General features: G+C 55.1%; 15 protein-coding genes and 1 pseudogene. 9 read left to right on the top strand and 7 right to left on the bottom strand.

The features are described from left to right. Nucleotides 1-24 precede the first annotated feature (24 nt). Genes Q0683_RS04225 through Q0683_RS04240 form a run of 4 tightly spaced genes read left to right on the top strand, consistent with a single transcriptional unit; the run spans nucleotide 25 to nucleotide 5,182 of the window. Complete coding sequence (locus Q0683_RS04225; RefSeq protein WP_366142500.1) at nucleotides 25-1,764, top strand: ABC transporter ATP-binding protein; 1,740 nt, start codon at nucleotides 25-27, stop codon at nucleotides 1,762-1,764. Nucleotides 1,765-1,768: 4 nt separating this feature from the next. Further along, complete coding sequence (locus Q0683_RS04230) at nucleotides 1,769-2,629, top strand: 3'(2'),5'-bisphosphate nucleotidase CysQ (protein ID WP_298615283.1); 861 nt, start codon at nucleotides 1,769-1,771, stop codon at nucleotides 2,627-2,629. Nucleotides 2,630-2,657: 28 nt separating this feature from the next. Then, complete coding sequence (gene ftsY, locus Q0683_RS04235) at nucleotides 2,658-4,004, top strand: signal recognition particle-docking protein FtsY (RefSeq protein WP_298976444.1); 1,347 nt, start codon at nucleotides 2,658-2,660, stop codon at nucleotides 4,002-4,004. Further along, the gene (locus Q0683_RS04240) at nucleotides 4,001-5,182 is read left to right on the top strand and encodes an LL-diaminopimelate aminotransferase (RefSeq protein ID WP_298976446.1); all 1,182 of its coding nucleotides are present in this window, start codon (nucleotides 4,001-4,003) and stop codon (nucleotides 5,180-5,182) included. The genes ftsY and Q0683_RS04240 overlap by 4 nt, the downstream gene beginning before the upstream one ends. Nucleotides 5,183-5,186: 4 nt before the next feature. On the opposite strand, the gene Q0683_RS04245 is transcribed toward Q0683_RS04240, so the two are convergent. From Q0683_RS04245 to Q0683_RS04260, 4 genes are read right to left on the bottom strand one after another with little or no spacing between them, the layout of a single operon-like run. After that, complete coding sequence (locus tag Q0683_RS04245) at nucleotides 5,187-5,366, bottom strand: hypothetical protein (protein ID WP_298615277.1); 180 nt, start codon at nucleotides 5,364-5,366, stop codon at nucleotides 5,187-5,189. Next, a complete protein-coding gene (gene fabG, locus Q0683_RS04250) occupies nucleotides 5,353-6,057 on the bottom strand; it encodes a 3-oxoacyl-ACP reductase FabG (RefSeq protein WP_366142503.1) in 705 nt (234 codons plus the stop codon). Before fabG ends, Q0683_RS04245 begins: the two co-directional genes overlap by 14 nt. 2 nt (nucleotides 6,058-6,059) lie before the next feature. Further along, on the bottom strand, nucleotides 6,060-6,782 hold the full coding sequence (locus tag Q0683_RS04255; RefSeq protein WP_298615269.1) for a M15 family metallopeptidase: 723 nt from the start codon (nucleotides 6,780-6,782) through the stop codon (nucleotides 6,060-6,062). A 26-nt stretch (nucleotides 6,783-6,808) separates the two neighbouring features. Continuing rightward, entirely contained in the window at nucleotides 6,809-8,932 is a 2,124-nt protein-coding gene (locus tag Q0683_RS04260) for a transglycosylase SLT domain-containing protein (RefSeq protein ID WP_298976449.1), read from the bottom strand. 113 nt (nucleotides 8,933-9,045) lie between these two features. Between Q0683_RS04260 and Q0683_RS04265 the strand changes: the two genes are divergently transcribed. Together Q0683_RS04265 and Q0683_RS04270 are read left to right on the top strand one after the other, a co-directional pair. Further along, nucleotides 9,046-9,351: a hypothetical protein gene (locus tag Q0683_RS04265; RefSeq protein ID WP_298615262.1), complete on the top strand. Its 306-nt coding sequence runs from the start codon at nucleotides 9,046-9,048 to the stop codon at nucleotides 9,349-9,351. Continuing rightward, nucleotides 9,348-9,707: a YtxH domain-containing protein gene (locus Q0683_RS04270; RefSeq protein WP_298976451.1), complete on the top strand. Its 360-nt coding sequence runs from the start codon at nucleotides 9,348-9,350 to the stop codon at nucleotides 9,705-9,707. Before Q0683_RS04265 ends, Q0683_RS04270 begins: the two co-directional genes overlap by 4 nt. Before the next feature lie 209 nt (nucleotides 9,708-9,916). Here the strand turns inward: Q0683_RS04270 and Q0683_RS04280 are convergent, their stop codons facing one another. Beyond that, on the bottom strand, nucleotides 9,917-10,675 hold the full coding sequence (locus tag Q0683_RS04280; RefSeq protein WP_298613897.1) for a ChaB family protein: 759 nt from the start codon (nucleotides 10,673-10,675) through the stop codon (nucleotides 9,917-9,919). A gap of 373 nt (nucleotides 10,676-11,048) precedes the next feature. On the opposite strand from Q0683_RS04280, the gene Q0683_RS04285 reads away from it, so the two are divergent. Genes Q0683_RS04285 through mreD form a run of 3 tightly spaced genes read left to right on the top strand, consistent with a single transcriptional unit; the run spans nucleotide 11,049 to nucleotide 13,361 of the window. Next, nucleotides 11,049-12,089, top strand: coding sequence for a rod shape-determining protein (locus tag Q0683_RS04285; RefSeq protein ID WP_298613899.1), 1,041 nt, complete (start codon nucleotides 11,049-11,051; stop codon nucleotides 12,087-12,089). Between the two features lie 14 nt (nucleotides 12,090-12,103). Then, nucleotides 12,104-12,868 (top strand): rod shape-determining protein MreC, encoded by a 765-nt coding sequence (gene mreC, locus Q0683_RS04290; RefSeq protein WP_298613901.1) that lies wholly within the window; start codon nucleotides 12,104-12,106, stop codon nucleotides 12,866-12,868. Further along, nucleotides 12,834-13,361 carry a rod shape-determining protein MreD gene (mreD, locus tag Q0683_RS04295; protein ID WP_298613903.1) on the top strand — a complete coding sequence of 176 codons (528 nt, stop codon included), beginning with the start codon at nucleotides 12,834-12,836 and terminating at the stop codon, nucleotides 13,359-13,361. Before mreC ends, mreD begins: the two co-directional genes overlap by 35 nt. A gap of 76 nt (nucleotides 13,362-13,437) precedes the next feature. On the opposite strand, the gene Q0683_RS04300 is transcribed toward mreD, so the two are convergent. Next, nucleotides 13,438-13,962: an alpha/beta hydrolase gene (locus Q0683_RS04300; RefSeq protein WP_298976454.1), complete on the bottom strand. Its 525-nt coding sequence runs from the start codon at nucleotides 13,960-13,962 to the stop codon at nucleotides 13,438-13,440. Between the two features lie 59 nt (nucleotides 13,963-14,021). After that, nucleotides 14,022-14,261 (bottom strand): annotated as a pseudogene (locus Q0683_RS04305) (hypothetical protein); the annotation flags it as partial. Between the last annotated feature and the right edge of the window lie 28 nt (nucleotides 14,262-14,289).

The following is a 14,289-nucleotide window of genomic DNA, read 5'->3' on the forward strand; positions in this document are numbered from 1 at the left end:
CCTCTATTCTAGGATTATTCTGAGTTGGTTCGCCCTGCGATGTCGTCACCCCTTTTGCGTGTTGAAGCCCTCACCGTTGACTTTTGCCAAGCGGGTCAGATCCAGCGGGCAGTGGATGGGATTTCCTTTAGCCTTGAGCGGGGTCAAACCCTTGGCATTGTCGGCGAGTCAGGTTCGGGTAAGTCAGTGACCTGTTTGGCGCTCCTGCAGTTACTGTTGCCGCCGGCACGCATTAGCCGTGGCCAAGCTTGGTTTCAACCAGAAGGGGAAGCCATTGACTTGCTGCGCTGTTCCCCTCGCCAAATGCAACAGATTCGGGGACGGCAAATCAGTATGGTGTTTCAAGAGCCAATGAGTTCCCTCAATCCCGTCTATTCCATTGGCTTTCAACTGGCGGAGGCCATCGATCCGCAGCAACGGCTGCCCTGGGCATCAGTTCAACAGCGGGCGATCGCCCTCCTGGAGCAGGTGCAGCTCCTCAAGCCCGAAGACCCCCTTGAGGTGAAAAAACGCTTTCTTAAGCGCTATCCACACCAACTGTCCGGCGGGCAAATCCAGCGGGTGATGATTGCCATGGCGATGGCGGCCTCGCCGCTGCTTTTAATTGCCGATGAACCAACCACTGCCCTCGATGTCACCGTGCAGGCGGCCATCCTGCGGCTTCTACAGGAGTTACAGCAACAGTACAACTTGTCATTGATTTTTGTAACCCATGATCTCAATCTTGTGGGGGAGTTGGCCGATCGAGTTATTGTCATGTACCAAGGGCAAATTGTTGAAGCGGGAACGGTGGAGGAGGTGTTTCGCCACCCCCAACATCCCTATACCAAAGGACTCTTGGCCTGCCGTCCCCGCTTGGATTGCCGGTTGACTCTTTTGCCCACGGTGGCCGATTTTCTTGGGGCAACGCCCCCCCGCTTAGAAGTAATTTCCCCCGCGCAGCAGCAGGAGCGCCTAGCCGATTTAGCCACCCAACCCCCCTTGGTGCGGGTGGAACATCTCTGGGTGAAGTATCCTGTGGCGGGCAGGCAGCGCTTTGTTACTGCCGTTAGGGATGTCTCGTTTACGATTCGTACAGGGGAGACCCTTGGCTTGGTGGGGGAGTCGGGTTGCGGCAAAACCACCCTAGGCCGCACCCTGTTGCGTCTGCTGGAACCTGCTCAAGGCAAGATTTTTTTTGGCGATCGCGACATTAGCCATTTATCGCCTCGCCAATTGCGCCCCCTGCGGCAACGCATGCAACTCATTTTCCAAGATCCCTACAGTTCCTTGAATCCGCGTATGACCATTGGCGAGTTGGTGGCAGAACCGCTGCGCCTTCACCGCCCTCATCAGTCAAAACGGCAACACCAAGAACGGGTGTCCTATCTTCTGGAACGGGTGGGCATTGACCCCCAAGCCCAGCATCGCTATCCCCATGAATTTTCGGGGGGGCAGCGGCAGCGAATTTGTATTGCCCGTGCCTTGGCCTTGAATCCAGAGTTTATCGTCTGCGATGAGGCCGTCTCGGCCTTGGATGTATCCGTGCAGGCGCAGGTGCTGAATTTACTCAAAGAACTCCAACGGGAGTTTCAACTGACGTACCTCTTTATTTCCCACGACCTCAGTGTGGTCAAATTCATGAGCGATCGCCTCATGGTTATGTACAATGGCGAAATTGTGGAAATGGGTGAGGCGGAAGCCGTTTACCAACAGCCCCAGCACGACTATACCCGCAGATTAATTGCCGCGATTCCCCGTGGTCTTTCCTTTTGGGCAGCTTAAAACCATGTCCCCCTCCCTTGATCTTGAAAAGACGCTTGCAACGCTGCGCCCAATTCTGTGGCAAGCCCTTGAGCAACTGCGCCAGTTTTACCGCCAGGTGAAGCATCTAACGGTGCAGGACAAAGGCGGCGATCCCGTTACGCTGGCGGATCAAACGATTGATGCCTTTTTGCGCCATGCCCTCCAAGCACATTTTCCCGCCTCCCAGTTTGGCTATTTGACAGAAGAAACCTATACCCCAGGGCAGCCATTGCCGCAGCCCTACCAGTGGATCATTGACCCCCTCGATGGCACCTCCGACTTTCTACAGCAAACGGGGGAATACGCCATTCACGTTGCCCTGGTTCATGACCATCGCCCCTGTTTAGCCGCCGTGGTTTGGCCAGAGCAGGAGGTCATCTACACCGCCATTGCCGGCGCAGGCACCTATCGAGAGACCCGCTGGGATTCTACGCAACTGCGGGTTCAGCCACCCAATGAAGGGCGGCCGTTGCGGGTGGTCATGAGTCGGAGCCACGGCGGAGAGCACCTGCAAGCCTTTCTAAGCACATTGGGGGTCATACAGCAAATTCCGATGGGGAGTATGGGCTGTAAAACAGCAAGTATTTGCCAAGGGGATGCGGATCTGTACGTCAATCTCACAGGAGGCAGTGCCCCCAAGGACTGGGATTTGGCCGCGCCAGATCTCATCATGCAGGAGGCGGGAGGAGCCTTTACCTATGCCAATGGGGAGTTGCCCCGCTACAATTGCGCCGATGTGCAGCACTGGCTGCCCTTGGTGGTGGGTCATCCTGCCTTGAGCCGCTGGGTGGGCGATCGCCTGCAAGCTTTTTTAGCAGAGAATCAAAGCTATTCTGGAAAATAGGCAAGTTCGGTTGGACAAAGGATAGGGCATGGTTTTTAATTGGTTTCGACGCAAGTTTGGCGGCAGTGGTGAGGAGCCATCCCCTCCGGCAGAAACCCCAACGGAATCCCCACCCCCAGACTCTCCAGAATCCACCGCTTCCCCGCCTATCCTCAATTGGGCAAAAACAGCACTCCAGTCTATTCAAGCGCGACAGCAATCGGAGAGTGCCGCAACCGTTGAAACCCCTGAAGCAAGCCAAAAGACAGCGGCGGATAGCCCCGTTTCCATTTCTGAGGAGTCCGAAAAGACTGCCGTGGCTCAATCTGCTGTTGTTGAGGCTGAACCGGGAGAACCAAACCCTTCCCTTGTCCTCAATGAGGGCTTTTTGTGGTCAGCGGAGGTGCTGGCAGCCCAAGGGCGGCGGCCAGAGGAGGTGGATATTGAGGAAATTACTTGGTTGCAACGCCTGCGCCAAGGTCTGGGCAAAACGCGGCGGGGATTGGTGCATCAACTGCGGGCGATTGTGGGTCAAGGCCCCCTGAGTCGGGAGGCGGTGGAAGAGATTGAGATGCTGCTGTTGCAGTCGGATGTGGGGGTCAAGGCCACAGATCAGATTATTGCAGCACTGCAAACAAAAATTCGCCAAGAAACCCTCCCTGCCGATCAGGCGATCGCCTACCTGAAGGAGATTCTGCGGGACATTCTGGATCGCCCCTTTCAACAAGGCTACCGCCGCGAGTTTGCCCCGAAAAAAGGCGTGCTGAATATCTGGTTGATTGCCGGTGTCAACGGTGTCGGCAAAACCACCACCATTGGGAAACTGGCTCACATTGCCACCCGGTCAGGCTATCGCTGTTTGATTGCAGCGGCAGATACCTTTCGGGCAGCAGCCACGGAACAGGTGAAAATTTGGGGACAACGCTCCAATGTGGAGGTGATTGCCAACCCCGCCAAAAATACCGATCCTGCTGCGGTGGTCTTTGATGCCATTGGGGCAGCCAAGGCGCGGGGCACCGAATTGCTGCTGGTGGACACTGCCGGCCGCCTGCAAAACAAGGCCAACCTCATGGAGGAACTCAAGAAAATCCGCCGCATTATTGATAAGAACGCAGGCGATGCGCAAATTGAGTCGCTCCTAGTTCTCGATGCCACCCTGGGTCAAAATGGTTTGCGCCAAGCCCAGGTCTTTGCCGAGGCGGCGCAACTCACGGGCGTCATCCTCACTAAGTTGGACGGGACGGCGAAGGGAGGGGTGGCTTTGGCGGTGGTACAGGAATTAGGCCTGCCCATTCGCTTCATTGGTGCTGGCGAGGGCATTAAGGATTTGCGCCCCTTTAACAGCTTTGAATTTGTGGAGGCACTGCTCTCCCGCGATGGGGAGGTGGCAGCATGAGGTTGGCCGATCGCCTGCGGTACTTTCAGAGCAATGTCTTTGATGCTATGGATCGGGCGAAGGCAGCGGTGGCAGCCACAGGCAAGCCCATTGTGGATCTCTCCCTCGGCTCTGCGGATTTGCCCGTCGCGGATCACATTTTGGCGGCCATTGAAGCTTCGGTACGCGATGCCAGTACCTACGGCTATCAACTCTTTGCCAGTACGGCGGCCTTTCGCCAGGCGGTGGCCACTTGGTTTGAACGCCGCTTCGGCCTCAGGGTGGATCCAGAGCGGGAAGTGCTGACGCTGATTGGTTCCCAAGAGGGCACAGCCCACTTGCCCCTGGCGGTGATGAACCCCCAAGAGTATGCCCTGGTGCTCGATCCGGGGTATCCCTCCCATGCGGGGGGCGTGTATCTGGCAGGGGGGCAACTCTATCCATTGCGCTTGCGGGCAGAAAATCACTTTTTGCCGGATCTAGAGGCCATTCCCCTGAGGGTGCGAGAGCAGGCCAAACTGCTGATTCTCAGCTATCCCCACAATCCCACCACGGCGGTTGCTCCCCTTGAGTTTTTTAGGACAGCGGTGGAGTTTTGCGATCGCCACGGCCTCCTGCTGGTACACGATTTCCCCTACGTTGATCTGGTCTTTGACGCAGAGCGAGCACCCTCGATCTTTGAAGTGGATCGCGATCGCCAGGTGAGCATTGAATTCTATAGCCTCTCCAAGTCCTACAATATGGGCGGGTTTCGCATTGGCTTTGCCATCGGCCGTGCCGACGTGATTGCGGCGCTGCGCCAAATTAAGTCAGTGATTGACTTTAACCAGTACGCCGGCATCCTGCGGGGGGCCATTGCCGCCCTCACGGGGGATCAGACCTGTGTTCAGCAAACCCGCAAAATTTTCCAACAGCGGCGCGATACCTTTGTCCAAGCCCTTGCAGATCACGGTTGGTCGGTGCCCCTGCCCGCGGCGACGATGTATGTGTGGGCGCCCCTCCCTGAGCCTTGGCGGCGGGATTCCCTTGGCTTTTGTCAGGCGCTGGTCAAAGCAACTGGGATTGCAGCGGCACCCGGCTCAGGCTTTGGTCAAGGGGGAGAGGGCTATGTGCGCTTTGCCCTAGTGCGCGATCGCCCCTGTTTAGAAGTGGCGGCTGCCCAAATTGCTGCATTTAGCCAAAGGGGAGTTCTGGTGTAGTGCCCTAGTCTCCCATCAGCCACGCCAGCAGGAGGAAAAGCACACCCCACAGCACCACCGCGGGCAGATGAAGGGAGCGCAGCACTTCAAGGGGGGTAAGAATCAGGATCTCGGTGAGGACATTGGCAATCGCACAAAGCAGGCTCAGCAATAGGATAAAGAGCATGGCCCTAGGCATTGCCATAGATGGGAATCACGGCACCACTGATGGCCGCTGCTCCCTCGGAAATCAGATAGGCAATCAGTTCACCAATTGCCTGGGGACTCACCCAATTTGCTGCTTGCGCTTCCCCCATGGCCGCTCGATTGGCGGGGGTATCAATAATGCTAGGGAGAATTACATTGGCGGTGATGTTTTGGCCTTTGGTTTCAGCGGCGATCGCCCGCGTCAGAGCCACCACTGCTGCTTTGGCGGCACAATAGGCCGCCAGTTCCGCCGCGGGTTCAACCGCACCGCGAGAGCCAATAGTCACAATGCGCCCGTACCGCTGAGCCTGCATGCGTTTGAGGGCGTGTTTACACACCAAGAAGGTGGTCTCCACATTGAGGCGAAAACTCTGCTGCCAGTCACTGAGGGCAAATTGCGCCGTTGCCCCCATGCTAAAGCCGCCCACCAAGTGAACCACCGCATCCAATTGCGGCATGCGCTCCACGAGGGCGGCTACTTCACTTTCATTGTTCAAATCCGCCGCCACAAACCGCACATTGGCCAACTCCGCCGCCGTCAATTGTTTTTCAAGGGCTTCACGGGCAGCCGCATCAATGTAGGGAACCGTCAGGGTATAGCCTTGACTCAAGAGAACGGGCACCACTCCCTGACCCAGTCCGCCGGTGCCGCCTGTCACTAAAACCGCCCGATGGGCAAGTCCTCCCATGGCTAATTCCTCGGTGTCAGTTGTCGTGCTCTGTAGAAGGTCTGCAAACTGTGGCGATCGCCCACAAAACGCCAGTGCCAAGGTTCATAGCTGACGCCCTGGGGATTGTTGCGGGGAAACGAGAGTTCAAAACTAAAGCGGGCGGCATTTTTTTGCAGCCATTGAAACGCCGGGGTGTCCTCAAAGCTCTCCTTAAGATGGGTGTTGGGTCGGTGGCCATCGCCAATATCCACCGCATAGCCCGTATGGTGTTCGCTATAGCCAGGGGGAGCACTCACCAATGCCCGCTCAGTGGTGCGTTGTGCCTGCTGCTCTTTGACCTCAAAAAAGAGATAGTCCTGATCCTGTTTGGAGCGAAAGCCCGAAAGAGGCACCAGAACCACTCCCTCCTGCTGCGCGGCAGCCACCATGGCTCGAAACCGCTCTGCTGCGGCTCGGCGTAGCTTGATTTGGCCATCGGCACTCACCGCTTCGAGTTCTGAGAGAGGGGCTTCCTCGTAGGGCAGATGTCCCAGCAGGTTTTCCGTTGGGGTAGCCGTCGGGGTTGACTCTGTTTCTTTGGCCGTTGGCGATGCAGGGGGACGATTGAGAAACCCTGCTGCTCCCCCCCCTACAAGACCCACGAGAAGAATTGCGCTGGCGATCGCCAGTCCCCCTCGCCGAGGCTCTCCCTTACTCTTCGGGATTGGTTGTAGCCGCTCCGCAACAGGAATATCTTGATCCATGATTTGACCCTGTCCTTCTCTAAATTTTAGGGTTTTTCGGGCTGGGCATAGAGTTGCCAGTAATTCCAATAGTTCTCTAAGACATTTTTGACATAGCCATGGGTCTCAGGAAAGGGAATTGATTCGATAAAGCGATCGGGATCGGTAATATCGAACCGCTTTAACCAGTGATTGACATTTCCAGGCCCCGCATTATAGCTTGCCAAAGCCAAGAGGGTGTTTTGATGGTATTGATTGTGGGTGTAGTCAAAGTACCAAGTGCCCAGGCGGATATTATCCTCTGGCTCCACCAGCGAATAGCGGTCTAGGTTCAACTTTTTGGCAATCCAAGTAGCGGTTTCAGGCATAAGCTGCATTAACCCCGTTGCCCCTGCCACTGAGCGAATGTCCTTTTCAAAGCGAGACTCCTGGCGAATCAAAGCCATCACCAGCAGAGGATTTAAGTTGCGCGCCAGTGACCACTTTTGCACCAACTCCCAGTAGGGCAGGGGGTAAAGGGCATACCAAAAGCGAACATCGCGGCGAAGGGGGGCAAAGAAGGTGGCCACTTCAGGTTCATTGGCAGCCCGCGTAAATAAGTTTTGCAGCATGAAGAGGCCATCGAGGTATTCCCCCACCCCTAGGCGAATGAGGCCATCGCTCAGTTGCTCTGCTGCACTGGGTTGCACCCGATTTTCAAATTCCCACTGCCAGCGCTGCCAAGCCTCCTGCGATTGCCCCAGTAGATACAGTTCCCGCAGTGTTGAACTACCCGTCGCTAGGGGGAGGAGGGGTTGGCGATCGCGCCTCACTGAAGGACGCTGTTGCCGCAGGGTTGTCAACGTGCCCACTGGCTTTTTGAGCAGACTGGCTGCCCGCCAAGCATAGTAGGTGTGGGGATAGTGCTCTATAAGGAACTGCCAAGTTTGGCGTTGAGCTTGGGGTTGTCCTGCCTCTCCCTGCCATTTTCCCTGCCAAAAGGCTGCGCGCGGCGCCAGCTCACTGTCGGCATTGAATTTGAGAATTTCCCTAACCCACCGTTGTGCCTCAGACCACTGCCGTTTTTGGGCAGCCCCTTGGGCCAGTTGCCAGCGCAGTTCCGCTGCGGCGCCACTTTGGGGATAAGTCTTAAAAAGTTGCTGTTGGCTCTGTTGTGCTCCCTCAGTATTCCCCAGTGCTTTGTAGTTTTCATACTGCGTCAAGAGGGCATCGGCCGCGATCGCCGGGGCTTGATTTTGCGTTGCCAACTGCAGACACTTAGCCAGCAAAGGGAGACGCTCCGCCGGGGTTTTCGCCAGACGGGCAAGGCGCAGTTGGGCTAGGGCAGCTTCTGAACTCTGGGGAAAGCGGTTAACCAACGTCCGATAGGCAGCGATCGCCCCTGGGGTGTCGCCACTCAGTTGCCGTCCCCGTCCTACCCGATAGAGATTCAGAGGTGTTGGCGGTGCCTTGGCATAGGCGGCCGCAGCGGGGGCATACTGCATTTTCTCCCAATAGCCGAAAGCAACTGCTTCCCAGTCGGCTGGCGTCAGTTGATCGGCGTAGCGCTGGCGCAAAATTTCAAGGTAGGTGCCGTAGTCCTTCAGAAAAAGGCCGTAGCGCGCCACCAGCTTCAGGTAGGGCACTTGATCGGGATTTTTCTCTAACTGTTCCGCCACGTAGTTGATGACGGCAGGATGGCGGGGAAAGCGCGCGATCGCCGGTTGCGGTTGATTTAAGCTCAGAAGCGCCACTGCTGCTTCAGGTTCATTGCCATAGTCCCGCAGCAACTGTTCCCACGTTTCCTTGGCCTTGCGGTTGTCTCCCTGTTGGCGATAGGCCTCAGCCCGCAGTAGAAGAATAGGGGCTGCCATGGGTCGGTAGGTCCGTTCAAGGCCTTGGAGCCACTGGAGACTAGATTGGGGGTTCTTTTGACTCAGGCTTTTTACGGCCAAAAGATAGCGGGCGCGATCGCGCTTGAGGGGGTCTGAAGACTGTGCCCACTGCTTTAGCTCTTGCAGACTTTGGGGGGGTGCTTCCACCGTGAGCGTGTAAGGCGGTGTCAAAGAGGGCGATCGCCAGTGGTACCAACCGGCTAAGCCACCGCCGACAACAAGCCCAGCCAGCAACAGCGACCCTGGCCAAGGCCACATCTGTCGCCAACCTTTTTGTTTTAGGAGCAATTTCACCACACTGCTGAATATCATCAACTCTTAGTCTACTTAGCCACACCTCACCCTCCACTGTGGCAATCTATGAAAAGATGAACCGGTAGTCCCGAAGGTCAATGCCCCCTACGCCACGAATGGTCTGGATTGTAATTGGCTGCAATTGCCTGATTGCGCTGATTTCTCTGTGGTTAGCGTGGCAGTTAGTGAAGCTGCGGCAAATTCTACGGGGGGTGTCCCGCGCTCTACTGGATGCCGAGCGGAGTACCCACGGGGTCTTAGGCGGTGCCCCCGAGGTAATTCTCATTGGCCAACGAGGCGTTGCAGGCTTGCGATCGCAACTGCCTAAATGGCGTCGGCAACAGCGCCATGTCCGTTTGTTTTTAACCTTGATAAGCTGGATAGGGCGGTATGGTGTCCGCTTCCGAAGGAGAAAGCGATGAGTCAGCAACAGGGTGGCGGTGGTGCCTTTTGGGGTGGTTTGCTTCTAGGAAGCGCGATCGGCACAGTTGTAGGGCTGTTGATTGCTCCCCGCTCTGGTAAGGAAACCCGACAACTGCTGCGCAAATCTGCTGATGCTTTACCCGAACTGCTCGAAGACATCACTGCCAGTTTTGAGCAACATCGCGATCGCCTCTCAGAAACTACCCAAGAGCGCTGGCAAGCTACATTAGAGCGGCTCAAAGAAGCGATCGCTGTCGGCATTGAGGTGACCCAGCAACAGCGGCAAATCCTACGCCGTGAAGCCAATGGCATGGCCTTGGGTAACCTCGATGAAGAAGATGCCGTCAATCAATAGCCTGCTTTAGTTGATGTATCTGGATGGGGTGTGGTTTTAGAGGATCCCGCCGTTGTTGCCATTGACCGAAACACCAAGCAACCTCTTACCGTTGGTACTGCAACAAAGTAAATCCTAGGTCGGACGCATGCGGCTCTTGCGCGATGGTGTGATTGCCGACTTTGGGCACCCTGAACTCAGGGAGAAAGTCAACGCCCTCTAGCCACTATTTAACTACCATAGATGCCCCGATCGTCCCGTTGGAAGAGATTTTTGATGTGCTCCCATGCTTTAACAAGGGCATTTTTTGCATCGTTGGACTCCTTGAGGGCCTCGTTGTAGGCCTCAATAAACTTAGACTGAGCCGCTTCCGACAAATCTGCACGCACCTCTGGAGAAATGTCCTCAGGTCCAGACAACTGCCCCTCAGGTTGACGCGGAATTTGCATCTCAGTAATTGCAGCCTCTTGACCGCCGGCGGATTGCAAGAGGAGAAAAATCTCCCCCGTCTTTTCCTCAGGAACTTCGACCACGAGCAAGAATTCCCCCGCCTGTACCCGTGTTTGATAAATGGCTGCTTTATCTTGGGGCATCCCCAAGGAGATTAGCACCGAGCCCAACCCAGCGCCCAAAGCACCATAGAGTGCCCCACCTGTGGCACCTAAGAGAGCAGCCGCCAGCGGTCCTGCAGCCGCAACAACACCAATAAAAGGAATGAACAGAACGCCAACCCCCGTCAGCAGACTGAGCAGTGAACCAAAGATAGAACCGTAGAGGGCGCCCGTAGTAACCCCATCCAAGATAATATCTTTCTTGGTAATAAATCCAGTAATCCGGGCTTCAGATTGAAAATTGCGACCAATGATCGAGATATTTTCCTTGGGGACACCGCGATTCAAGAGCCGTTCGATTGCTTCTTTGACGTTGGCCTCTTCCTTGAAGGTGGCAGAGACACATTTGGTTGCCGGTTGAGTAGAGTCAGTAGCCATAGATAGATTCCCTTAACAGAACAAACTACTTCCCTGACCCGGTGCGCCAAGCTGCGCGGGAGCAAGCTAACAGGCCGGGGAGGATGTCAAATTGTCCATTCTTGAACAACTTGGAACCCTAGGCGACCGGATTGACCCGATGGCAAATCACTGGTACAGCCTTCTATAGGATACACAGGGAATGGCAACCTTTCCCACACTGGTTTTCATGGTTTTAGGGGGCATGCCGTTCTCGTGAACAGGGCTGTTTACGCATAACCCACCGGGATTTTTCAACGAAATTTTTCAAACAAAACGTAATACAATCTTGCCATCACGTTTTTGGTAACAGGACTGTTACCGTCGATAGGATTCAAAGAAGGGGTACACCATCGTGGGACTATTTAGTCGGCTATCACGAGATATCGGCATTGACTTGGGCACAGCCAACACCCTAGTTTATGTATCCGGGCGGGGTGTGGTTTTAGAGGAACCCTCCGTTGTTGCGATTGACCAAAACACCAAACAACCCCTTGCCGTTGGTACTGAAGCAAAGCGAATGCTAGGTCGGACGCCGGGCAATGTGGTGGCCGTACGGCCACTGCGCGATGGTGTGATTGCTGACTTTGAGCGCGCTGAACTCATGCTCAAGCATTTTATGCGCCAAGTGCACGGCGGCAAGAATTTGTTTGCGCCCCGTGTGGTGATTGGTATTCCCAGCGGTGTGACGGGTGTGGAACGCCGTGCTATTGAGGATGCGGCGCGAGGGGCAGGAGCGCGGGAGGTGTATTTAATTGATGAACCCGTTGCTGCTGCCTTTGGTGCGGGCTTGCCGGTGGAAGAACCAACGGGCAACATGATTGTGGACATTGGCGGTGGAACCACAGAAGTGGCGGTTCTGAGTTTGCAGGGCACGGTTTTGAGTGAGTCTGTCCGTGTCGCTGGAGATGAAATTTCTGAGGCAATCGTCCAATATTTGAAAAAAGTGCACAACCTAATTATTGGTGAACGCACAGCTGAAGAAATTAAAATTCGCATTGGTTCTGCTTATCCCAACGACAGCTATGACTCCGAATCCATGGAAGTGCGAGGACTACACCAACTCTCTGGCCTACCGCGCACAGTAGTGGTCAAAGCCGAGGAAATTCGGGAAAGTATGGCAGAACCTCTCTCGGCTATTATTGAAGCAATCAAGCGCACTCTTGAGCGGACGCCTCCAGAACTGGCTGCGGACATTGTGGATCGTGGTATTATGCTGGCGGGGGGAGGTGCCTTGCTGCGGGGCTTAGATACGCTGATTAGCCATGAAACAGGCATTGCGGTTCATGTAGCAGCAGATCCCCTGCGCTGTGTTGTCATGGGCACAGGTCGGGTGCTAGAAAACTTCAAAGACTTAGCCCGTGTCTTTTCCACCCAACCCTCGGTCATTGGTTAAGGATCACAACAGCCATGGCTTTTTTGCTGCGCTGGTGGGGACGATATGCAGGAAGTTTCCTCCTGGCAACCTTGGTGCTCACGAGCGCTTGGATCTTGCGTGAGACGAATGGGGCAGCAATTCGGGAGCTGTACCGCCTTCTCAATCTACCCTTTCAAGGCTCCGTGGAAGATCAGCAAACTTTGATTCAAGCCCGCACCTGGCAACTGGAGCAGCAACTAGCAGCCCTCCGGGCAGAAAACCAGCGGTTGCGGCAACTGCTAAAAGCACCGATGCTGCCTAATTGGGAAGGGCGTATTGTTCCGGTGATTGGACGGAGTTCCGATCAATGGTGGCGATCGCTCCTCCTGGGAGCAGGCAGTCGTCAAGGTCTGACCATTGGCTCGGTGGTTGTGGGCAACGGTGGCCTTGTGGGACGCATTACGAGCATTACTCCCAATACCAGTCGGGTGATGTTGCTCACCGATCCTGCCAGTCGAGTGGGGGTCGTGGTGGGTCGGACGCGGCAAATGGGGATTCTGCGGGGACAACTGAATCAGCAGGTGATTGTGGAGTTTTTGGAGAAAGACCCCAAGGTACAGCCCAAGGATGTCCTCTATACTTCAGCCCTCAGCAGTCTCTATCCGGCCGGCATTCCCGTGGGAGAAGTACAATCGGTGGAACTAAGCGATCCAACCCGTCCCCATGCCACGGTTATTCTCGGTGCACCGATTGATCGCCTTGAGTGGGTGACCGTCATTCCCTATGCTGAACCGATGGACACATTTACGGCGAACTAGCCTCAACTGGCTAATTACAACCGGCTCTGTGGGGCTTTGTGCCCTGCTGACCTTTATTCACTTACCTAACTTGCCGCTATTGGTACCAGACTGGTTTTTAATTTGGGTTATTGTCTGGAGTGTCAAGCGATCGTGGGGTCAAGGGGCACTAGCAGGTATTGCCCTCGGTTGGATTCAGGATGGTTTAGTGGGTGCTCACCCTAGCCACGCAGTCAGTTTAGCTTTGGTGGGGGCGCTGACCGCCCTAATGCAAAAGCAGCGCTTTGTTTCTGAGGATTTTATTTCCGTTGCTCTAATTACCTTTGCAATGGCCATTGTGCAGCAAACGGTCATCGCCATTCAAATGAGTCTTGTCAGTGGTTTTCCCCTCGAAGAGATTTGGCAACACCATCGGCAGGTGGCACTTGGCTCGGCCATCATGAGCAGCCTTTGGGCACCCTTGATCTATGCCCCCTTGAATCGCTGGTGGACGTGGTTGCGAGAGCAAGAGTAGATTGCGAAAAAATGCAGGAGTCTTTTTGCCCCTGCACTGAAATTGTTCACTGTGAATCTTGATCAATCGTTTGGCGCTATGGGCGTAAGTTACCCAGCATACCCATAATGCCATCTTGTGTCTTGAGCATTTGATTGAGTTTGCGCAAGTCTAGGTTAATGGTTTCAGCAGGGTAGTTTTTCAGGAACGACATCATGCTCAAGCCTTCTGGGGAAGCAGCAGCAGTGAGCAGGGCACCGCGCAGGGCAACTTCACCGGCTTCATCCCGACGAATCATCACCTGAGAAAATTGTTTGAGTAAATCTTTGCCGATGGGACTAGCTAGAATTTTATCGGTTTGCACGACGTCAAAGGGCAGCCGCATACTTAAGAATTCTCGGAGCTTGGCTTGGTCATCTTTGGGAACCAACCGCATCAATGCCCGCAATTCGCCAGTCGCTTCTTGAGTGGATACAAATTCCTCAAGCTCCGAGATGGGGAAGGAGCGCTGAAAAGGGCCATAGGTGAGGGAGATAAAGTTAGCTGCTTTAGCCGGGGTGGTGAAAAGAGCACCAACGGGTAGGGCCAGGGCTAGCAACCAAGGCGAAAGACGCTTCAACATAGGGGATCAACTCCAAAATCACTTCAGTACAAACGTTGGATTGCACCGCTAGCAGTCTACCAAAACTGCAAGACCCACGTGGCTGTGAGAATCAGCCCAATCCGAAAAATGTAGGAAATGACGAGTCCCAAATTGAGGGACCGCCGCTGCTCATCTGAAGCTTCGATGCCTCGCACTAAGGCCGCTAGGGCGATCGCATTGTCTGCCGAAAGAACCGCTTCTAGGGCCAACAACACCACCAGCAACAACAGGGTATCCAGTCCCCAGTTGGGTGAGAGTTCCAAGAGTTCATCAATCATGGGGCGAGGGAAGTTCTCCAAAGTTTTG

The organism is uncultured Thermosynechococcus sp., from assembly GCF_938074695.1.
GTDB lineage: Bacteria > Cyanobacteriota > Cyanobacteriia > Thermosynechococcales > Thermosynechococcaceae > Thermosynechococcus.